Below are 19,194 nucleotides of genomic sequence, written 5' to 3'. Positions count from 1 at the left end.
AGCCTACCCCCTCCCGGCCGCGCCGTAGACTCCTGCGCGTGAGCGCCTCCGCATCCTCCGCCGACGCCGGCCCCGCCTCGACCGGAGGCGTCTCCGCTCCCGTCTCCGACTGGGACATCCGTCGGCCGCACCGCATGTGGCCGCGGATGCTCGTGATCGTCCTGACGCTGGCCGGCCTCGTGGTGGTCGTCCAGTTCGTGCAGGGGATCTCGCAGATCATCGCGCCCGTGTTCCTGGGCCTGAACCTCGTGATCGTGGCCTACCCGCTGCAGTCCTGGCTCATCCGGCGGGGCGTGCACCCCGTGCTCGGCGCGGCCACCACCGTGGTGGTGGTCGGCTCGGTGCTGGCCGTCGTCGTCGGGATGCTGCTGTGGTCCGTGCTGGAGCTGGTGACCGCGCTGCCGGAGTACTCCGTGCAGTTCGAGCGGATCGTCCAGGACGTGGTGGGGTGGCTGGGGACCATGGGCATCACCCCGGACATGCTCAACGCGCGTCTGGCGCAGATCGACCTGCAGGCCGTCTCCGGGACCGCGGTCACCGCGCTGACCACGATCGCCACGAACATCTACGCCGTGATGGGACTGCTGGCCACCGTGGTGATGGGCATGTTCTTCCTGGCCATGGACTCCATGGCGGTGGAGCGGCGCGTGGACCTGCTCAACACCGCCCGCCACGAGCTGGGCCGCGCCCTGCTGGACTTCGCGCACGGCGTGCGGCGGTACTGGATCGTCACCACCGTGTTCGGGCTGATCGTGGCCCTCCTGGACGTCGTGGCGCTCATGGCGATCGGCGTGCCCATGGTGCTCGTGTGGGGCGTGCTGAGCTTCCTGACCAACTACATCCCGAACGTGGGCTTCGTGATCGGCCTGATCCCGCCGGCCCTGCTGGGGCTCATGGAGGGCGGCTGGCAGGCGTTCCTGGCCGTGGTGATCAGCTACTCGGTGCTGAACTTCGTGCTGCAGTCCATCATCCAGCCCAAGGTGGCGGGGGACGCGGTAGGCGTGGTCCCCACCGTCAGCTTCCTGTCCCTGCTGTTCTGGGCCTGGGTCCTCGGCCCGCTCGGCGCCATCCTCGCCCTGCCCTGCACGCTGCTGGTCAAGGCGATCCTGATCGACGCCGACCCCGGCTCCCGCTGGGTCAACTCCCTGATCGCCTCGGATCTGAAGGGCATGGAGATCCGCCAGTCCTCGCTGCTCGCGCTGCTGCGCCGCCCGCGGGACGTGGTGGGCTCCCACGCCGCCGACCACGAGGCCGAGCCCGGCTCCGTCTCCCTGGACACCGCCGCGGAGGAGCGGGTGCGCCTGGCGGCCCGGGAGGCGGAGCGGGAGGCCGGCCCCTCCTCGCCGCTGATGTCCCCCCGCGTGGACGGGGTCAGCCCGCCGGAGCCGGAGCCGGGGACGACGCCGGACACGGCTGGGGGAGCAGCAGGTCGCTGAACGCCCCCAGCAGGCGCAGCACCGGCGGCTGGGGGAACGGCACCTGCTCGAGCCCCGGGTGCAGGCGGGCGGCCTCGGCGGCGGCCCGGGCGTCCGTCTCCGGGTCCGCGAAGGCCGGGCGCAGCACGTGGGCCGGGCCGATCCGCACCGTGTCCAGCAGGGAGCGCGGCCCCGTGCCCTCGGGGGCGGCGCCGGCCTCGGGGACGGCCGGGGGCACCGTGTGCACCTGCAGCGTCCGGCCGCGGGCGTCCTCGACGCCGGCGAGCACGTGCACGGCGGCCGCGCCGGGGGCGTGGTCCGGGTGCAGGCGGCCGGACTGCCAATTCACGGCCACCGCGCCCGGAGCGGTGAACCTCACCCACGGGTGCAGGTGGGCGAGCCCGCCGTATGGCCCGGCCTCCCGGGGGGCGGCGGCGGGCAGCCACACCACGCGCTCGATCCCCAGCCGGCTCGCGAGCTCCTCCTCCACCCGGCCCTGTCCCCAGCCGTCGTTGACGTCGGCGTCCAGGAGCATCGTGGAGGCCACCGCGGTGCCCTCCCCGTCCGTGGCCCACGCGGCCGGCGGCGCGGCCAGCAGCGGGGTGTGCACGGTCAGGCCCCCGGCGCGCGCGACGACGGCGCCGGCCTCGGCGTCGTGCCCCTCCGGGCCGCCCTGGGTGCGGGAGGGCAGGCGCCAGTGCACGGCCTCGACGGCGTCGCCGACGTGCACGAACGTGGGCCCGGTGCGCCCGAGCAGGGGGGTGCGCAGGCGGGCGGGGACGCGCGCGACGGAGCGGGGCAGCAGGCGGGCGGCGCCGTGGTCGTCGGGGTCCACGAGCACGACGGCCTCCCCGACGGCGGCCACCGACTCGGCCAGCCCGGCGACGGCGTCGCGCGCCTCGTCCAGCATCGACGGCTTGGGGTGCGCGACGGGCAGCGCGAGCCAGATCCGCTCGGGCTCGGCCCACGGGGCGGCGGCGTGCGGGCGGTGCCGGTCGTGGCCGGGCTCGGACATGGCGGGGTGGTCCTGTCGGTGGGGCTGGCGGGGCGGCGCCGCGGCGGGGACGGATCGGGGCGCACCGCGCGGGCACTCCACTCTACGGCGCGCCGGGCATGGCAGGGTGGGCCCATGCACCTCCTGCCCCGCACCGCCCTGGTCCTCTCCCGCGCCCGACGCCGGCCCCGTCTGGGAGTCTGGGACCCCGCCTCGCTGCCCCTGCGCGCCCTGCCCACGGACGTGGACTTCGCCGGGCACATCAACAACGGCCAGTACTTCGGCCTGTTCGACCTCGGGCGCTTCGACCTCATGGTCCGCACCGGCCTGTGGAAGGCCTGCCGGCAGCGGGGCTGGCTGCCCGTGGTGCAGGCGGAGCAGATCGCGTTCCGCCGCTCCGTGACCCTCGGGACCGCGTTCTCCGTGGAGACCCGGATCCTCGGCCTGGACGAGCGGGCCATGTGGATCGAGCACCGCGCCGTGGTGGACGGCGACGTGGCCGTCCGCGCGATCGTCTGCGGCCGGCTGCGCGGGCGCGACGGCACGCCCGTCCCCAACGACGACCTGCGCGCCCTCCTGGCCGAGCTCGGCCACGACCTCGCCGCCGAGCCCGTCCTGCCCGAGTGGCTGCACGAGTGGCGAGGTCGCATCGCCCTGCCCTCCGCCCGCACGCCCATGCCGCACGTGTGGGAGCAGGACGCCGCACACGCCTGAGCGCGGCGGGGCGGCGGTCTACCCTGGTCCCCGTGACGCCCTCCGACCCCTCCTCCGCCCGGCCCGCTCCGGCGGGGGAGCAGCGTGCGCCGGGCACCGGCCTGCTGCTGGTGCTGCTGGCCGCCATGGGCGTGGGCGCCCTGTTCAACTACGGCGTCTCGGCCTCCTCCACCGTGGTGATCGAGCGTCTCGGGGTGAGCTCGGGCCGGCTGGGCACCGTGCTCACCGTGGTGTTCGCCTCGGCCGCGGTGACGTCCGTGGCCTTGGGCCGGGCGGCGGACCGCCTGTCCTCCCGGACGCAGATGAGCATCATCTTCGGCGGCTCGGTCCTCGCCCTGACCGTGGGCGCCTTCGCGACCACGCTGGGGGCCCTCTACGCGGCGGCCGCCGTCGCGGGCGTCACCCAGGCGATCTCCAACCCCACCACCAACCGGGTCATCCGCTCGGTGGTCCCGGCGGAGAGGCGCATCGGGTGGATCGGCGTGAAGCAGTCCGGCGTGCAGGTCTCCCAGCTGGTGGCGGGGCTCTTCTTCCCGACGGCGGCGCTCGTCCTGGGCTGGACCGGGGCCGCCCTCGCGGCCGCCGGCCTCGCCGCGGTGCTGTGGGCGGTGGCGGTGGCCGCGGTGCCCCCGCTGCCGGCCTCGTCCGGGGCCGCGACCGCAGCCGACGCGCGGGCGGGTCGGGTTCCGCTGCCGGCCACGGTCTGGTTCTTCGCGGCGATCGCCTTCCTCACCGGGCTGGGCATGCAGGCCACCAACGCGTACCTGCCGCTGTTCGCGGTGGAGTCCCTCGGCTTGTCCCTCGTGGTGGGCGGCGCGGCCGCCGCGGCCTCGGGGGTGATCGGCGTGGCCTCCCGGATCTGGTGGGGCCGGCGGATGAGCGCCGGCCACCGGCCCACCACCCTGCTGGCGGGGATCGCCCTGGGCTCGATGGCCGGCGTCGGGGTGTTCCTGGCCGCGGACCTCGCCCACGCACCGGCCCTGCTGTGGGCGGGCGCCGCGGTGCACGGCCTGACCGTCCTGGGGGCCAACGTGGTCACCAACGCCGGCCTGCTGGACGTGGTCCCCGCCGAGCACCTCGGCCGGGCCACCGGCGTGAACGCCATGGGCATGTACGCCGGCTTCGCGTGCGGGCCGCTGGTGATGGGCCTGCTGCGGGACCTCACCGGCGACTTCCGGCTCGGCTTCGCGGCGGTCGGCGCGGGGTACGCGCTCGCGCTCGTGGCGGTGCTCCTGCTGCGGCGCCACACCGACCGCGCCGCGGCGGGAAGCACGGCGTGAGCGGCGGCGCCGCACCTGCCGCGGACCCGCGGCGCCTGGCGTGGCTGTGGGCCCTGGTGGCCGGCGCCGTGCTCACCCAGACCGCGCTCAACCTCGCCCGGCCCGTCACCAGCTACCACCTGCTGGCCCTCGGGGCCTCGGACGTGGCCGTGGGCCTGGCCACCGCGGCCTACGCCCTCCTGCCGCTGCTGGGCGCCCTGTGGCTGGGGCGGGTGACGGACCGGGCCCCCTCGGCGGTGCCGGTGGTGGTCACCGGGGCGCTCGTGATGGCCGCCGGCGGGGCCGGGCTGGCCCTGGCCCGGGACGTGACGGGCGTGGTGGCGGCCTCGGCGGTGCTGGGCATGGGGCATCTGGCGTTCACCATCGCGGGGCAGGCCGCGATCGCCCGCCGTGCCGCCTCCGCCCGCCTGGACGCGGGGTTCGGCTGGTTCACGGCCGCCTACTCGGTGGGCCAGATGCTCGGCCCGCTGCTGGGCGGCTGGCTCGTGGCTGGCGGCGGGGGCGCCTCGGCGGGGGCCACGGCCGCCGCCCTGTGGTGGTCCGCGGGCATCGCCGCAGCCGGCGTCCTGCCCGTCCTGCTCACCCCCGAGGCCCGGCGTCGTCACCCGGAGGTGCCCGGTGCGCGGGGTGGGACGGAGGCCCCCGCGTCGGCTGCCGCCGACGCCGGCACGCCGCGGGCGGGGGCGATCCTGGCCCGCCCGGGGGTGGGCTCGGCGATGGGCGCCTCCCTGGCCCTGCTCGCCGTGCTGGACATCCTCACCGCGTTCCTGCCGCTCGTGGGGGAGCGGCACGGTGTGGGCGCCGGATGGGTGGGCGCCCTGCTCGCGCTGCGCGGGGCCGGGTCGCTGGTGTCCCGCGTGCTGCTGCCGTGGGTGCGGCGGCGGTTCAGCCGCGAGCTGCTGCTGCAGGTGGCGCTCCTGGTGTCCGCGGCCGCGATCGCCGTGGTGCCCTCTGCCATGGCCCGCCCCGGCCTGCTGCCCCTGGCGGCGGCCGCCATGGTGCTCGGTGGGCTGACGCTCGGCCTGGGCCAGCCGCTGACCATGTCCCTGATCAGCGAGGCCGTGCCCCGGTCCTGGCGCTCCACCGCCCTGGCCGTGCGCCTCATGGGCAACCGGCTGGGCCAGGTGCTGCTGCCGGCCGGCGCGGGGCTGCTCGCCGCCCCGCTCGGTCCGGGAGCCGCGGTGTGGTGCGCGTGCGCGGTGCTGGCCCTCTCGGGCGTCGAGCGCGTGGCGCGGGGCCGGCGTCGTCCCTGAGACGCGCCGCACGGCGGACCACGCCCCGGACGTGTCCGGGGACGACGACGGCCCCCGTGCTCCGAGGGGAGCGACGGGGGCCGTCGGGGATCCGGGGGAGTGCCCCGAGAAGATCAGGGGAAGCTGATCAGATCTTGGTGACGTCCGCGGCCTGCAGGCCCTTGGGGCCCTGCTGGGTCTCGAACTCGACGCGGTCGTTCTCCTGGAGCTCCTTGAAGCCCGAGCCCTGGATGGCGGAGAAGTGCACGAAGACGTCAGCGGAGCCGTCCTCCGGGGCGATGAAGCCGAAGCCCTTCTCAGCGTTGAACCACTTGACGGTACCGACAGCCATGATGGTGTCCTTTCGATGTGCCCTCGTGACGAGGACGGTGGGGGCCGCTGACGGTGGGCCAGCGGGTGAAGCGGCAAGACTGAACCGCTTGCCCCACACCCATCGGGACCGGGAACCGGACCTGACAAGCACGGAAGTGCGATGTACAGCTAGATCAACTTCAGGCTCCATCATGTCACAGTCTGGGGAGGACGACGACCATCGGGTGGGAGTTCATCCGCTGTTCACGTCCGGAGTGGGCGGCGGAACCGTGGCGGCGGTGCGCTCAGAGGCCGCGTAGGCCGTGGAAGAGGTTCCGGTGGAGCGTGGCCGGGGGGACGTCGTCGGTGTGGTCCGCGAACCCGGTGACCTCGAGCAGGACCACGGTGTGGTCCCCCGCGGGCACCTCCGCGTGGATCCGGGTCTCCAGCCACAGGCTTGAGCCGTCCAGCAGGGGGGCGCCCAGCGGGGAGCGGTGGACCTCCACGCCGGCGAACCGGTCCCCGTCGCGCGAGGCGAGCTGCCGGCACAGGTGGGTCTGGTCCTCGGCCAGCAGGGAGATGCCGATCGTCTCCGCCTGCCGCAGCCGCGGCCACGTGCGGGAGGAGTTCTGCGCGGAGAAGGAGACCAGGGCGGGCTCCCAGGAGATCCCGACGCCGAAGGAGGAGGACACCATGACCTCGTCGCGGTCGTCCACGTGGCCGGTCACGGCGACCACGCCCGTGGGGAACGCGGACAGGCCGTGGCGCAGGGAGTCCTTGGAGACGTCGGTAGTCCAGAGGGAGCCGGGGAGGCGGGTGAGCGTGGCGGTCATGCGTGAGTCCTCTTCCGATGACTGACGCGGCTCCGCGGTGCGCGGTGTTCCTCACGGACCCCGACCGGGACCCGCGGAGACGCGGTACTTGCCCGCCGGGGGTCCCCGGGGGCCGAATCCTCACCTGGAGCACCCCACTACTGCGTGAGAGGGTTGCCGTCCCGCCGGCCAGGGCCGTGAATGACGGGAGCTCGTGATTCTTCGGGCCAGCCTACGGAGCGGCCCGCAGGGCGGTCAAAGTCGTCCTGGATGCGGACGACGCGGGGCGTCACGGGCCCGCCGGATGTGATCGTTGACACATGAGGTTGTCAGGCGCATGCTCGATCCACTCGATCATGGGGGGCGGGTCGAGACCGCCGACGGCGGCCCCACCAGCAGGATCGCGGGCCCGTGCCCGCGGAGGATGAGGGGGCTCCCATGCGGACCGTCCAGATCACCCGTCCCCACCCGGCCCGCGGCGTGATCGCCGCCGGCCTGGCCCTCGCCGGGCTGGCGCTCACGGCGTGCTCCGCCGGCGCCGACTCAGCCCCGGCGGAGACGACGCCGTCGGCCGCGGCGTCGTCGCCCGCTGTCACCTCGGCGTCGACGCCGGCCCCGTCGTCGTCCGCCGGGCAGGAGGTCGGCTCCGCGACGCCCACGGTGGGGGAGGCCTCGGACCTGACGCTGGAGGAGCCGGCACCCGCCGCCTTCCCGGCCTCCCTGTTCCAGGAGGACGGCACCACGCTCCAGGAGTGGGCCGCCGACCACCCGGAGTACCGGGACCTCGAGGGCGTCACCCGGATCGAGGAGCGCGTCGCGGAGAAGGAGCTGCGCCTGACGCTGGCGGACGTCCCCCAGGGCACCCGGCACCGTGTGGTGCTGATCTGCGACGACGGGGTGGCGGGCGGCTCCTCGCTGTCCCTGGGCACCGGCGGAGCGGTCGATCGCGGGGTCTGGTCCGAGGACTGCGGCTGGATCGCGACCCTCCCTCCCGTCCCCGAGCAGCGGGACGTCACGTTCCTGGTCCGGGCCGACGGCGACGGCCCCTTCCGCTTCGTCGTGGGCGAGGTCCAGGAGGACGGGCAGGGCTGAGCGCAGGACTGGAGGACCTCCGCCCCGAGGCCTCGTCCCCGCGCCGCCCGGCTTTGCGACGTCCTGCGACATCTCCTGCGCGGTCTGCGTCGGAGGAGTGCCAGGACGTCGGAGATCCGGACGGGGAACGGGGGCGGGTCAGCCCCGCCCGGCCCCGTCCCGCCCGCGCAGCGCGTCCAGCTGCCGGCGGTCCCGCTTGGTGGGCCGGCCGGCGCCGCGCTCGCGGACGGGCACGGCCAGCAGCTCGCGCGGGATGGGCGCGGGGGAGTGGTCGATGTAGTTCTTCACGGCCACGGGCGCCCCGACGCGCTTGGAGATCAGCCCGGTGACCTCGAGGATCCGCTCGCGCTGGTCCTTGCGCAGCCGGACCCGGTCCCCGACCGCCAGCGTGTGGGCGGCCTTCACGGGCTCGTCGTTGACGCGCACGTGCCCGCCGCGCACGGCCGCGGTGGCCGCCGAGCGGGTCTTGTACATGCGCACGGCCCACAGCCACGCGTCCAGCCGGACGGCGCTCATGCCCGGCCCCTCACGCGAACCGGGCCCGGACGGCCACGCCGTGGGCGGGGAGGCGCTCGTCCTCGGCCAGGGCGGAGATGCCGTCGGCGAGCTCCTTCAGCCCGGCCTCGCCGTAGCGGATCAGCTGCTGGGAGCGCAGGAACGTCACGGTGTTCAGGCCGGAGGAGAACCGCGCGGTGCCGGAGGTGGGCAGCACGTGGTTGGAGCCGGCGGAGTAGTCGCCCAGCGGCACCGGGGAGTACGGGCCCACGAACACGGCGCCGGCGTTGCGCACCCGCGCGGCCAGGGCGTCCGGGTCGCGCGTCTGGATCTCCAGGTGCTCGGTGGCGTAGAGGTCGGAGACCTCGAGGGCCTGCTCCATGTCCCGCACGAGCAGCACCCCGGACTGGGCGCCGGTCAGCGCCGTCCGGATCTGGTCCTCGTGGAACGCCCCCGGCACCTGGGCCTCGACGGCGGCCAGCACGTCCCGGATCAGGTCCTCGGAGTCGGTGATCAGCACGGACGCGGCGAGCGGGTCGTGCTCGGACTGGCTGATCAGGTCCGCGGCCACCCAGTCGGCGCGCGCGGTGCCGTCCGCGATCACGGCGATCTCGGAGGGTCCGGCCTCGGCGTCCACGCCGATCACCCCCTGCAGGGCGCGCTTGGCCGCGGCGACGTACACGTTGCCCGGCCCCGTGACCATCCGCACGGGCGCGCAGAGCCAGCCCTCGCCGTCGTCCTGGCGGACGCCGAGCGCCAGCATGGCCACGGCCTGCGCGCCGCCGGCGGCGTAGACCTCGTCCACGCCCAGCAGCGCGCACGCGGCGAGCACGGTGGGGTGCGGCAGCCCGCCGTGGTCCCGCTGCGGCGGGGACGTCACCACGAGGGACTCGACGCCGGCCGCCTGGGCCGGCACCACGTTCATCACCACGGAGGAGGGGTACACGGCGCGGCCGCCGGGCACGTACAGGCCCACGCGCTCCACGGGCACCCAGCGGTTCTCGACGACGGCGCCCTCGCCCAGCTCCACCGTGGAGCCGGCCGGGATCTGCGCCGCGTGGACCCTGCGGGCGCGGGCGATGGACTCCTCGAGGGCGGCGCGGACCGTCGGGTCGAGGTCCTCGAGGGCCGCCGCGAGCGCCTCGGCGGGCACGCGCAGCGCGGGCGGGCGGACGCCGTCGAACTGCTCGGCGAGGTCCAGGAGGGCCCGCTCGCCGCCGTCGCGGACCCGCTCGATGATCGGGGTGACCCGCGGCACCACCGAGGCCACGTCCACGTCCGCGCGCGGGATCACGCGGGACAGGTCGGCGGTGGCGGTGTCCAGCTCGCGCAGGTCGGTCACGGAGAGCACGGGGTCCCTTTCGTCGCGGGGATGCGCCGCCGGCGGGGGTGCGGCGGCGCGGTCAGGGACCATTGTGCTCCGTCCCGGACGGCGTCCGGGCGCGGGTGTCAGACTGTCGTCATGCCCGCCGTGACCGTGCTCTCCGCCCCGCCCCTCGCGTCCGCCGTCCGCCTGGCCGCGGAGCGGGTGGTCCCCGAGGGGGTGGAGTCGGACGTGGCCGACGGCGCGTCCCGCGCCGCGGCCGCGCTGGGCGTCGAGTGGGGCACGGTGGCCGCCGTGGCCGGCGCGTTCCTGACGGTCGGGCTGGTCACCTACGGCGTGTTCCTGCTGGCCCGCCTGGTCCTCTTCCGGCGGGACGGCCTCCGGGCGCAGGTCGCGCGGCTCACCCTGCCGGTCTCCCTGTTCACGGGCCTGCTCGGGGCGCGCGTGGCGCTCACCGTGATGGCGGAGGGGCAGACGTGGTTCCGGCCGGCGTCGTTCGTGCTGCTCGTGGCAGTGGCAGCCGCCGCGGCGTGGGCCGCGTGGCGGATCGTGGGGGCGGTGGAGGGCGCCGTCCTGGCCAAGTACCGCCACCCCGGCGTCAACGACCGCCGCGAGCGCAAGATCCGCACCCAGACCATCCTGATCCGCCGGGTCCTCAACGCCGTGATCGTGGTGGTGGCCCTGGCCGCGGTGCTGCTGGCCATCCCCGAGGTGCGCTCGCTCGGCGCCGGCCTGCTGGCCTCCGCGGGTCTGATCTCCGTGATCGCCGGCCTGGCCGTGCAGTCCACGCTGACCAACGTGTTCGCCGGCTTCCAGCTGGCCTTCACGGACTCGGTGCGCGTGGGAGACGTGGTGGACATGAAGGGCGTGTTCGGCACGGTGGAGGAGGTCACCCTCTCCAACGTGGTGGTCAAGCTGTGGGACGGGCGCCGGATGGTCTACCCGTCCTCCCACTTCACCTCCGAGCCCTTCGAGAACTGGACCCGCGTGGGCTCGCAGGTGGCCGGCGTCGTGGAGATGGACGTGGACTGGCGCGTGCCCATGGACGCGCTGCGGGCGCGCCTGACCGAGCTGCTCGAGTCCACCGAGCTGTGGGACGGGCAGGAGAACGCCATGCAGGTGATCGACGCGGTCGGCGGCATGGTCCGCATCCGCGCCGTGGTCTCGGCCCGCAACTCCGGCGACCTGTGGGACCTGCGCTGCCTGGTCCGCGAGGACCTCGTGGGCTTCCTGCGCGCCGAGTACCCCGAGGGCATCTACACCCAGCGCCTCGCGGAGCGGCCCCTGCACGCCGCCCACGACGACGACGCTTCCGCCGCCGCCACGTCCGGGTCCGCGGTCCCCGGGCTCGCGGCGGGGGAGTCGACCGGCCCCGCCACGCGCCCCCTGCCGACGGTGGAGGGCGCCGCGGGGCCCGCGCGGCCGAGCACCGGGTCCGTGCCGCTGGCGCAGGCCGGCGGGAACGCGTCCCTGTACACCGGCTCGATCCGCGCCGTGCGGCGCAACCACGAGATGGACGGCCCCGGCGAGGACGCCTACGCCGAGCGCCGCGCCCGCCGGGCCGAGGAGGCTCAGACGGAGGAGGAGCCGCCCTCGCGCGGCTGATCCTCGCGCGTGTCCTGGGCGTGCGCGAAGGGGCGCGGGGTCTCGTACGGCCGCGAGGGGGCGGTGTCCCCGAGCGAGGGGTCCGTCTGGGCCACATGGCTGACGGCGTCGGGGGTGGTGCCGCGGTACTCCTTGACGCACAGCACCGGCTGGTCCACCTTCTGCAGCAGCTCGTCGGCCAGGGAGCCCATCACGAACCGGCCGAAGCCGCCGCGGCGGCGCAGGCCGATCACCACGAGGGAGGGCTCGATCTCGGAGGCCACCGCGGTGATCTCGTCCGCCGTGGAGCGGTCCCGGGCGTACTGGCGGAACGTGGCGGGCACGCCGGAGGCGTCCAGGACGGACTGCAGCTCGAGCTGCTCGGCCTCGGTGATGAGGGACTTGCTGCGGTGCTCCCCGCCCGGGCCGGCGTTGACCACCACGACCTCCTCGCCCGTCTCCCGGGCGATGTCCAGGGCGGTGTGCAGGGCGGCCTTGGCGGTGGTGCTGTTCTTGTAGGCGACGAGGATGGTCATGACGGTCCCTTTCCGGTCCGCGGAGGCGGGAGGCGTTCCCGCCGGTCGGGGCCACTGTAGCCCCGCGCCGGACGTTCCCCTCCGGTTCCGCCCCCACGGGGTCGACCCCTTCTCGCAGGGTCGCCCTGATTCAGGGCGACCCTGCGGAAGAACGTCGACCGGGCGGAGTGGCGCGCGTCGACCGGGTGGCCGCGTCCCTGTGTCTCAGCCCTCCCGCAGGTACGCCAGGTGCGAGGCCATGACCTGCTCGGCCACCTGCCGGACCGGGCCCTCGAGCCCCGGGTAGACCAGGGGGACGAGCTCGGCGGGGGCGATCGCGGCGGCGTCGTGCGGGTCCATCCCCTCGAGGACGCGCTCGATCTGGGCCAGGCGGCCCTCGCGGTGGTCGAGGTAGTCCCGGGCGATCGTCTCCAGCGGGGCGGGCACGGGCCCGTGCGCGGGCAGCACGGTGAGCGGGCCGGCGTCCTCGAGCCGCTCGAGCGAGTCGAGGTAGTCGGCCAGGGTGCCGTCCGGGTGGTCCAGCATGGTGGTCCCCTCGCCGAGGATCGTGTCCCCCGTGAGCACGGCGCCGTGCGCCCCGGAGCCCGGGAGCACGAAGCAGTAGGAGTCGGACGTGTGCCCGGGCGTGTGCCAGGCCTCCACGACGACGCCGCTCGCCTCGATCCGTTCGTCCGGGCTCAGCGGCGCGGCGGCACGGCAGTGCGCGGGGTCGGCGGCCCGGACGGGGGCGCCGGTGGCGGCGTGGAACGCATCGATTCCGCCGGTGTGGTCCGCGTGCCGGTGGGTCACGAGGATCAGCTCCACGGCGCGCCCCTCGGCGGCGGCCAGGACGCGCTCGGCGTGGCCCCCGGCGTCCTCCGCAGGCCCGGGGTCCACCACGACGGCGGTCGCGGCGTCGTCCGCGAAGAGCACATAGGTGTTCGTCCCGGCGAGGGTCATGGGGGAGGGGTTGCGCGCGGTCACGCACCGCACGAGCGGGGCGGGCGTGGGCCCTGGGGTCGGCGCGGCGACGGTCATACGCTTCAGTGTATGGAGAACACCACGAGCACCCAGGCCGCCCCGTCCGCCGACTCCGGGGCGCAGGCCCCCGCGGGCGGCGGATCCTACATCGAGGCCGGCGGCTACGAGCGGGACACGAACTACATCACGGATCGGATCGTCGCGGACCCGGAGGCGGTCCGCGCCCAGGACCGCGAGGAGTACTCACGCGTCGGCCGCGTGGGCGGCGGACTGACCGAGGGCGCCGAGGCATGGCCCGTGGAGGCCGGCCGCTACCGCCTCGTGGCCGCCCGCGCGTGTCCGTGGGCCAACCGCACCCTCATCGTCCGGCGGCTGCTCGGCCTCGAGGACGCGATCTCCGTGGGCATGCCCGGCCCCGTCCACGACGAGCGCTCCTGGACCTTCGACCTCGACGAGGGCGGGAAGGACCCCGTGCTCGGCACCGAGCGCCTGCAGCAGAACTACCTGGCCCGGTTCCCCGACTACCCGCGCGGGATCACCGTGCCGGCCGTGGTGGACGTGCCGAGCGGCGGCGTCGTCACCAACGACTACCCGCAGATCACCCTGGACTTCAGCACCGAGTGGACCGCGCACCACCGCGACGGCGCCCCGCAGCTGATCCCCGACGCCGGGCCGGAGCGGGACGAGATGTTCGAGGTGATCGACCGGGTCTTCACCGAGGTGAACAACGGTGTGTACCGGTGCGGCTTCGCGGGCGAGCAGGAGTCCTACGACGAGGCCTATGGGCGGCTCTGGGCGGCCATGGACTGGCTCGAGGAGCGGCTGACCACGCGCCGGTTCCTCATGGGCGGGCAGATCACGGAGGCCGACGTGCGGCTGTTCACCACGCTCGCCCGGTTCGACGCCGTGTACCACGGCCACTTCAAGTGCAACCGGAACAAGCTCACCGAGATGCCGGCCCTGTGGGGCTACGCCCGCGACCTGTTCCAGACGCCCGGCTTCGGGGACACGATCGACTTCGTGCAGATCAAGCACCACTACTACGAGGTGCACCGGGACGTGAACCCCACCGGGATCGTCCCGCAGGGCCCGGACCTGAGCGGCTGGCTGAGCCCGCACGGGCGCGAGGAGCTCGGCGGCGACCCGTGGGGCGGCGGCACCGCCCCGGGGCCGGCGCGCCCGGACGAGCGGGTCGACCCGGCGCACACGCCGCTGCGCTGAGGGCCCCGGCGTCCCCGGGGCGCCCCGTCAGTGCGCCTCCCGCTTCGCCCCCGGTTGTGGTCACGACATGCCGTCCGACGGACTCGACCGACGGCGTGTCGTGACCACGACGTGCCGCGGAGCGAGTCCCGCCCGGCCCGCCGGCGCGTCCCGCCCTGCACCGTCCTGCCCCCTTCCGCTTCGTCCGCCCCAGCGATTGTTGAACAATCCGGGCGGGTGGACCATGATGGGGTGATCCCGGTCATAGCAGTGCGAGAGGACACCACCATGCAGATCGACCTCAACTCCGACGTCGGGGAGTCCTTCGGCTCCTGGAACATGGGCGACGACGCCGCCATCATGCCGTCCGTCTCCTCCGCCAACGTGGCGTGCGGCTTCCACGCCGGCGACCCCTCCGGCATCGCGGCCACGTGCCGCGCCGCCGTGGCGGCGGGCGTGAGCATCGGCGCCCACGTGGGCTACCGGGACCTGGCCGGCTTCGGCCGCCGCTTCCTGGACTGCTCGCCCACCGAGCTGGCCGACGACGTCCTCTACCAGATCGGCGCCCTCGAGGCGCTCGCGGGCGCGGCCGGCGCCACCGTCCGCTACGTGAAGCCGCACGGCGCCCTCTACAACACGATCGTCCACCACGAGGAGCACGCGCAGGCCGTGATCGACGGCATCGCGGCCTTCGGCGCGGACCTGCCCGTCCTCCTGCTCCCCGGGTCCGTGGCGCTCAAGAAGGCCGAGGCCGCCGGACTGCGCGGTGTGGCCGAGGCCTTCGCGGACCGCGGGTACACCCCGGACGGCACGCTGGTCTCCCGCCGCGAGCCCGGCGCCGTCCTGCACGACGAGGATGAGGTGGCCGCCCGCATGGTCCGCCTGGCCACGGAGGGCGTGATCACGGCGGTGGACGGCTCGGACGTCCGGGTGGCGGCGGAGAGCATCTGCGTGCACGGGGACACCCCCGGTGCGGTCTCGATGGCCGCGGCCGTGCGCCGCGCCCTCGAGGACGCCGGCGTGACGATCGCGCCCTTCGCATGAGCGCCCTGACCCCGGCTCGATCCGCCGAGGGAGGTCCCGCCCCCGCCCGCACGCTCCGCTGGACCGGCACCCGCGGCTTCCTCGTGGAGTGCCCGGACCTGGCCGACGTCATGCGGCTCCACGCGCACCTGACCGCCCGCCCCGAGCGCGGCCAGCGCCAGCTGATCGCCGCCGCGCGCACCGTGCTCGTGACCTTCACCTCGGAGGCCGCCGCCGAGCACGCCGCCGCCCGCCTCAGCACTCTCGTGCCGGACGCCCATGACGCCGGCTCCGGCCGGACCGTGGAGGTCGGGGTGGTCTACGACGGCGAGGACCTCGCCGCCGTCGGCGAGCTCACCGGGCTCGGAGCGGACGGGGTGATCCGCGCCCACTCCGAGGCAGAGTGGTTCGCCGCGTTCGGCGGCTTCGCCCCCGGGTTCATGTACTGCACCGCGGACGCCCCGCCGTTCGACGTGCCCCGCCGCGACTCGCCGCGCACCGCGGTGCCGGCCGGCGCCGTGGCCGTGGCCGGGGAGTTCTCCGCGGTGTACCCGCGCGTCTCGCCCGGCGGCTGGCAGCTGCTGGGCCGCACCGCCCAGCCGATGTGGGACCTGTCCCGCGAGCAGCCGGCCCTGCTGGCTCCCGGGGACCGCGTCCGGTACGTGCCCGTACGCGCGTCCGCCACGCTGTCGGCCCCGGCCGAGTCCGAGGCCGGCGCTGACGCCCACGACGCCGCTGACGCCTACGACGCCGCCGCGCCCACCACGGACGCCGCCGCCCCCGGGCTCGTGGTCGCCGACCCCGGCCTGCTGTCCCTGCCGCAGGACCTCGGCCGCTCCGGCCTGGGAGACCTGGGCGTGGTGGCCTCCGGGTCCGCCGACCGCGACGCCGCCCGCCAGGCCAACCGCCTCGTGGGCAACGGACCGGCCGAGGCCGTCGTCGAGACCGTCCTCGGCGGGCTCGCGCTCACCGCGCGGGGGGACCAGGTCCTGGCCCTGGCCGGCGCCGAGGCCACCGGCACGGTGACGGCCCCCGACGGCGCCGCGCACCCCGTGGCCGCCCGCTCCCCGTTCGCGCTGCTGGACGGGCACACCCTGACCGTGGACGAGCCGACCGCCGGGCTGCGCACCTACGTGGCGCTGCGCGGCGGGATCGACCTGCCCCAGACCCTCGGCAGCCGCGCCGCGGACACGCTCTCGGGGCTCGGCCCCGGTCCGCTCACCGCGGGCCAGGCGCTGCCCCGGGGCGTGGCCCTCGAGGACCGCGGGGCCGGCGTCGTGATGGTGGGCGACCCCGAGCCCGCCCTGCGCCCCACCCCGGCCGCCGGGGACGTCGCCGTGCTGCGCGTGGTCCCCGGGCCCCGCGATGACTGGTTCGGCGACGCCGGGCTTGCGCGCCTGTCCACCCAGGACTGGGAGGTGAGCCAGCAGACCGACCGGATCGGCGTGCGCCTGACCGCCCCCGACGGCGGCGCCCCCCTCGAGCGCGTGCGCCACGGCGAGCTGGCCTCGGAGGGCGCCGTGCGCGGCGCCCTGCAGGTCCCGCCCTCCGGCGAGCCCGTGCTGTTCCTCGCGGACCACCCCGTGACGGGCGGCTACCCGGTGATCGGCGTCGTCGCGCGTGAGGACCTGGGCCTGGCCGCTCAGCTGCCCCCGGGGGCGAAGGTCCGCTTCGTCCTGCACCCCGTTCCCGCCGCCCGCCCCGACCAGGAGTCCCCCGCATGAGCACCGCCACCCCCGCCGCCCGTCCCGTCACCCGGGTCCTGATCGCCAACCGCGGTGAGATCGCCGTGCGCGTGGCCCGCGCGTGCCGCGACCACGGGATCGCCTCGATCGCCGTCTACTCCGATCCGGACGCCGACGCCATCCACGTGGCCGTGGCCGACGAGGCCCACCACCTGCCCGGCGCCTCCTCCGCGGACACGTACCTGCGGATCGACCGCCTGATCGAGGTGGCCCGCCGTGCCGGCGCCGACGCCGTGCATCCCGGCTACGGCTTCCTGTCCGAGAACGCGGACTTCGCCCAGGCCGTGATCGACGCCGGCCTCACCTGGATCGGCCCGTCCCCGGACGCCATCCGCTCCCTGGGCGACAAGATCACCGCCCGCTCGATCGCCCAGGAGGCCGGCGCCCCGCTGGTGCCCGGCTCGGACGGCCCCGTCCCGGACGCGGCCTCCGCGCGCGCGTTCGCGGAGGAGCACGGCCTGCCGATCGCCATCAAGGCGGCCTTCGGCGGCGGCGGCCGCGGCATCAAGGTGGTCCGCGAGATGGCGGACGTGGAGGGCGCCTTCGAGGCCGCCACCCGTGAGGCCGTGGCCGCGTTCGGCCGCGGCGAGTGCTTCGTGGAGCGCTTCCTGGACCGCCCCCGCCACGTGGAGGCCCAGGTGCTGGCCGACGAGCACGGGACGGTGGCCGTCCTCGGCACCCGCGACTGCTCGCTGCAGCGCCGCAACCAGAAGCTCGTGGAGGAGGCCCCCGCGCCGTTCCTCACGGACGAGCAGCGCGAGCGCATCCACGCCTCCGCGCGCGCCATCTGCCGCGCCGCCGGGTACACCGGCGCCGGCACGGTGGAGTACCTCGTGGCCCCGGACGGGCTGATCTCCTTCCTCGAGGTCAACACCCGCCTGCAGGTGGAGCACCCCGTCACGGAGGAGGTGTTCGGCGTGGACCTCGTGCGCGAGCAGTTCCGGATCGCCGCCGGCGAGGCGCTGACCCTCCCCGAGGACCCGACCCCGCGCGGCCACGCCTTCGAGTTCCGCCTCAACGCGGAGGACCCGGCCCACGGCTTCCTGCCCGTGCCCGGCCCCGTGGAGGCGTTCGAGGCCCCCACCGGCCCCGGCGTCCGCGTGGACACCGGCGTGCGCACCGGCTCCGTGGTGCCCGGGGAGTACGACTCCCTGCTGGCCAAGCTGATCGTCCGCGGGGAGGACCGCGCTCAGGCGATCGCCCGTGCCCGGGACGCCCTGGCCGAGCTGCGCGTGGCGGGCGTGCCCACCGTGGTGCCGTTCCACCGCGCCGTGCTCGAGGAGGATGCGTTCACCTCCACGGAGGGCCTCGGCGTCTACACCACGTGGATCGAGTCCGAGTTCGCCGCGCCGCTGGCGGCCTCCCCGTACCTGGGCGCCACGGTGCCCGCCGGCGGCCGCACCACCGTCACGGTGGAGCTGGACGGCCGGGCCGTGCGCCTGGGCCTGCCCGCCGACCTGCACGCCGCCCTGCTGGGCGGCGGGGGAGCGGGCGCCGTCTCCGCCGCGGCCGAGGCCTCCGCCCCCGCGGAGGAGGAGGGCGCCGTCGCCTCCCCCGTGACCGGCACCCTGGCGTCATGGAAGGCCGACGACGGCGCGCAGGTGGCTGAGGGTGACACCATCGCCATCGTGGAGGCGATGAAGATGGAGACCCCGATCCGGGCCGCGCGTGCGGGCCGGCTGGAGCGCGCCGTGGGCCAGACGCCCGCGTCCGTGACCCGTGGGCAGGTCATCGGCACGATCCGGTGAGCGCGGCGGGGGAGGGCTCGGCGGCCGCGCGGGCCGCGGAGGAGCTGCGGCGGCGGATCGCCTCGGCGGGGCTGCTGCCCGGCGAGCGCCTCGGCGAGGTGGCCCTGGCCGCCGAGCTCGGCGTGAGCCGCAACAGCCTGCGCGAGGCGTTCACGGCGCTCGCCGGGGAGGGGCTGGTGGTCCGCCGCCCGCACCGCGGCGTGTTCGTGTCCGCCCCGGACGCGGACACCGTGCGCGGGCTCTACCGGATGCGCCGGATCCTGCAGCTCGGCGCCCTGGACCAGGGGTGGCTGACGCCGGCCGCCGTCGCCCGCCTCGAGCGGGCCGCCCAGATCCTCGACGACGCCCCTTCCCCGCGCCGCCTCGGCGACGCCAACCACCTCACGCACCTGGGCATCACGGACCTGGCCGCCTCCCCGGAGCTGACCCGCGTGATGTCCTCCGTGCTGGCCCGCACCCGCCTGGCCTTCCACCCGCTGGACGAGCAGACCCGCCTGCACGCGCTCTTCGCGGACCGCAACCGGTGGATCGTGGAGCGGCTGCTGGCCGGGGGCCTGCCCGCCGTGCGCGCCATGTTCGGCGACTACCTGGAGGAGGCGGAGGCGTTCGTCCTCCAGCACCTCGACGGCTCGGCCGCCGCCCAGGCGGCCCACGTGCCAGCCTGAGCCGCCCCTCCACGCGACGACGGCGCCGCACCCTCTCCGGAGGGGGCGGCGCCGTCGCCGTGG

General features: G+C 75.6%; 18 protein-coding genes and 1 riboswitch. Of the genes, 11 read left to right on the top strand and 7 right to left on the bottom strand.

Features of this window, described 5'->3' with window-relative positions:
• Nucleotides 1–38 precede the first annotated feature (38 nt).
• Complete coding sequence (locus Q4D18_RS01535; RefSeq protein WP_303125100.1) at nt 39–1,436, top strand: AI-2E family transporter; 1,398 nt, start codon at nt 39–41, stop codon at nt 1,434–1,436.
• Here the strand turns inward: Q4D18_RS01535 and Q4D18_RS01530 are convergent.
• Nucleotides 1,372–2,430 (bottom strand): agmatine deiminase family protein, encoded by a 1,059-nt coding sequence (locus tag Q4D18_RS01530; protein ID WP_303125099.1) that lies wholly within the window; start codon nt 2,428–2,430, stop codon nt 1,372–1,374. The genes Q4D18_RS01535 and Q4D18_RS01530 overlap by 65 nt on opposite strands.
• Before the next feature lie 114 nt (nt 2,431–2,544).
• On the opposite strand from Q4D18_RS01530, the gene Q4D18_RS01525 reads away from it, so the two are divergent.
• From Q4D18_RS01525 to Q4D18_RS01515, 3 genes are read left to right on the top strand one after another with little or no spacing between them, the layout of a single operon-like run.
• Nucleotides 2,545–3,123: a thioesterase family protein gene (locus Q4D18_RS01525; protein ID WP_303125097.1), complete on the top strand. Its 579-nt coding sequence runs from the start codon at nt 2,545–2,547 to the stop codon at nt 3,121–3,123.
• A gap of 32 nt (nt 3,124–3,155) precedes the next feature.
• Nucleotides 3,156–4,403 (top strand): MFS transporter, encoded by a 1,248-nt coding sequence (locus Q4D18_RS01520; RefSeq protein ID WP_303125095.1) that lies wholly within the window; start codon nt 3,156–3,158, stop codon nt 4,401–4,403.
• The gene (locus Q4D18_RS01515) at nt 4,400–5,656 is read left to right on the top strand and encodes an MFS transporter (protein ID WP_303125093.1); all 1,257 of its coding nucleotides are present in this window, start codon (nt 4,400–4,402) and stop codon (nt 5,654–5,656) included. The genes Q4D18_RS01520 and Q4D18_RS01515 overlap by 4 nt, the downstream gene beginning before the upstream one ends.
• A 127-nt stretch (nt 5,657–5,783) precedes the next feature.
• On the opposite strand, the gene Q4D18_RS01510 is transcribed toward Q4D18_RS01515, so the two are convergent.
• Both Q4D18_RS01510 and Q4D18_RS01505 read right to left on the bottom strand, forming a co-directional pair.
• Complete coding sequence (locus Q4D18_RS01510; protein ID WP_303125092.1) at nt 5,784–5,987, bottom strand: cold-shock protein; 204 nt, start codon at nt 5,985–5,987, stop codon at nt 5,784–5,786.
• A gap of 265 nt (nt 5,988–6,252) precedes the next feature.
• A complete protein-coding gene (locus tag Q4D18_RS01505; RefSeq protein WP_303125090.1) occupies nt 6,253–6,780 on the bottom strand; it encodes a flavin reductase family protein in 528 nt (175 codons plus the stop codon).
• Nucleotides 6,781–6,859: 79 nt separating this feature from the next.
• Nucleotides 6,860–6,979, bottom strand: a riboswitch (SAM riboswitch).
• A 218-nt stretch (nt 6,980–7,197) separates the two neighbouring features.
• Here Q4D18_RS01505 and Q4D18_RS01500 point away from each other — a divergent pair.
• Nucleotides 7,198–7,851 (top strand): hypothetical protein, encoded by a 654-nt coding sequence (locus tag Q4D18_RS01500; protein ID WP_303125088.1) that lies wholly within the window; start codon nt 7,198–7,200, stop codon nt 7,849–7,851.
• Nucleotides 7,852–7,989: 138 nt separating this feature from the next.
• On the opposite strand, the gene Q4D18_RS01495 is transcribed toward Q4D18_RS01500, so the two are convergent.
• Entirely contained in the window at nt 7,990–8,367 is a 378-nt protein-coding gene (locus Q4D18_RS01495) for an RNA-binding S4 domain-containing protein (protein WP_303125086.1), read from the bottom strand.
• 10 nt (nt 8,368–8,377) lie between these two features.
• Nucleotides 8,378–9,697, bottom strand: coding sequence for a histidinol dehydrogenase (gene hisD / locus Q4D18_RS01490; RefSeq protein WP_303125085.1), 1,320 nt, complete (start codon nt 9,695–9,697; stop codon nt 8,378–8,380).
• A 111-nt stretch (nt 9,698–9,808) separates the two neighbouring features.
• Between hisD and Q4D18_RS01485 the strand changes: the two genes are divergently transcribed.
• Nucleotides 9,809–11,275, top strand: a complete 1,467-nt coding sequence (locus tag Q4D18_RS01485; protein ID WP_303125084.1) for a mechanosensitive ion channel family protein — start codon at nt 9,809–9,811, stop codon at nt 11,273–11,275.
• On the opposite strand, the gene Q4D18_RS01480 is transcribed toward Q4D18_RS01485, so the two are convergent.
• Both Q4D18_RS01480 and Q4D18_RS01475 read right to left on the bottom strand, forming a co-directional pair.
• On the bottom strand, nt 11,242–11,790 hold the full coding sequence (locus Q4D18_RS01480) for a universal stress protein (RefSeq protein WP_303125083.1): 549 nt from the start codon (nt 11,788–11,790) through the stop codon (nt 11,242–11,244). The two genes, Q4D18_RS01485 and Q4D18_RS01480, sit on opposite strands and share 34 nt — an antisense overlap.
• A 204-nt stretch (nt 11,791–11,994) precedes the next feature.
• On the bottom strand, nt 11,995–12,807 hold the full coding sequence (locus Q4D18_RS01475; protein WP_303125081.1) for an MBL fold metallo-hydrolase: 813 nt from the start codon (nt 12,805–12,807) through the stop codon (nt 11,995–11,997).
• Between the two features lie 12 nt (nt 12,808–12,819).
• Here Q4D18_RS01475 and Q4D18_RS01470 point away from each other — a divergent pair, with 12 nt between their 5' ends.
• The 5 genes from Q4D18_RS01470 (at nt 12,820) to Q4D18_RS01450 (ending at nt 19,131) form a co-directional block, all read left to right on the top strand.
• Entirely contained in the window at nt 12,820–13,971 is a 1,152-nt protein-coding gene (locus tag Q4D18_RS01470) for a glutathione S-transferase family protein (protein ID WP_303125079.1), read from the top strand.
• 267 nt (nt 13,972–14,238) lie between these two features.
• Entirely contained in the window at nt 14,239–14,994 is a 756-nt protein-coding gene (locus Q4D18_RS01465; RefSeq protein WP_303125077.1) for a LamB/YcsF family protein, read from the top strand.
• Nucleotides 14,991–16,697: a carboxyltransferase domain-containing protein gene (locus Q4D18_RS01460; protein ID WP_303125075.1), complete on the top strand. Its 1,707-nt coding sequence runs from the start codon at nt 14,991–14,993 to the stop codon at nt 16,695–16,697. Before Q4D18_RS01465 ends, Q4D18_RS01460 begins: the two co-directional genes overlap by 4 nt.
• The gene (locus Q4D18_RS01455; RefSeq protein ID WP_303125074.1) at nt 16,694–18,466 is read left to right on the top strand and encodes a biotin carboxylase N-terminal domain-containing protein; all 1,773 of its coding nucleotides are present in this window, start codon (nt 16,694–16,696) and stop codon (nt 18,464–18,466) included. Before Q4D18_RS01460 ends, Q4D18_RS01455 begins: the two co-directional genes overlap by 4 nt.
• On the top strand, nt 18,463–19,131 hold the full coding sequence (locus Q4D18_RS01450; protein WP_303125072.1) for a GntR family transcriptional regulator: 669 nt from the start codon (nt 18,463–18,465) through the stop codon (nt 19,129–19,131). Before Q4D18_RS01455 ends, Q4D18_RS01450 begins: the two co-directional genes overlap by 4 nt.
• The last annotated feature ends 63 nt before the right edge of the window (nt 19,132–19,194 follow it).

Source organism: Micrococcus sp., assembly GCF_030523875.1.
Taxonomy (GTDB): domain Bacteria; phylum Actinomycetota; class Actinomycetes; order Actinomycetales; family Micrococcaceae; genus Micrococcus.
The sequence above is the reverse complement of the archived record's forward strand: the minus strand, read 5'-3'. Positions and strand labels throughout refer to the sequence as shown.

Excerpts from the sequence above, each read along its gene's own strand:
- Q4D18_RS01530 (WP_303125099.1), bottom strand. The coding sequence starts at position 2,430 with ATGTCCGAGCCCGGCCACGACCGGCACCGCCCGCACGCCGCCGCCCCG.
- Q4D18_RS01525 (WP_303125097.1), top strand. The coding sequence starts at position 2,545 with ATGCACCTCCTGCCCCGCACCGCCCTGGTCCTCTCCCGCGCCCGACGC.
- Q4D18_RS01510 (WP_303125092.1), bottom strand. The coding sequence starts at position 5,987 with ATGGCTGTCGGTACCGTCAAGTGGTTCAACGCTGAGAAGGGCTTCGGC.
- Q4D18_RS01505 (WP_303125090.1), bottom strand. The coding sequence starts at position 6,780 with ATGACCGCCACGCTCACCCGCCTCCCCGGCTCCCTCTGGACTACCGAC.
- Q4D18_RS01500 (WP_303125088.1), top strand. The coding sequence starts at position 7,198 with ATGCGGACCGTCCAGATCACCCGTCCCCACCCGGCCCGCGGCGTGATC.
- Q4D18_RS01495 (WP_303125086.1), bottom strand. The coding sequence starts at position 8,367 with ATGAGCGCCGTCCGGCTGGACGCGTGGCTGTGGGCCGTGCGCATGTAC.
- Q4D18_RS01485 (WP_303125084.1), top strand. The coding sequence starts at position 9,809 with ATGCCCGCCGTGACCGTGCTCTCCGCCCCGCCCCTCGCGTCCGCCGTC.
- Q4D18_RS01480 (WP_303125083.1), bottom strand. The coding sequence starts at position 11,790 with ATGACCATCCTCGTCGCCTACAAGAACAGCACCACCGCCAAGGCCGCC.
- Q4D18_RS01475 (WP_303125081.1), bottom strand. The coding sequence starts at position 12,807 with ATGACCGTCGCCGCGCCGACCCCAGGGCCCACGCCCGCCCCGCTCGTG.
- Q4D18_RS01470 (WP_303125079.1), top strand. The coding sequence starts at position 12,820 with ATGGAGAACACCACGAGCACCCAGGCCGCCCCGTCCGCCGACTCCGGG.
- Q4D18_RS01465 (WP_303125077.1), top strand. The coding sequence starts at position 14,239 with ATGCAGATCGACCTCAACTCCGACGTCGGGGAGTCCTTCGGCTCCTGG.
- Q4D18_RS01460 (WP_303125075.1), top strand. The coding sequence starts at position 14,991 with ATGAGCGCCCTGACCCCGGCTCGATCCGCCGAGGGAGGTCCCGCCCCC.
- Q4D18_RS01455 (WP_303125074.1), top strand. The coding sequence starts at position 16,694 with ATGAGCACCGCCACCCCCGCCGCCCGTCCCGTCACCCGGGTCCTGATC.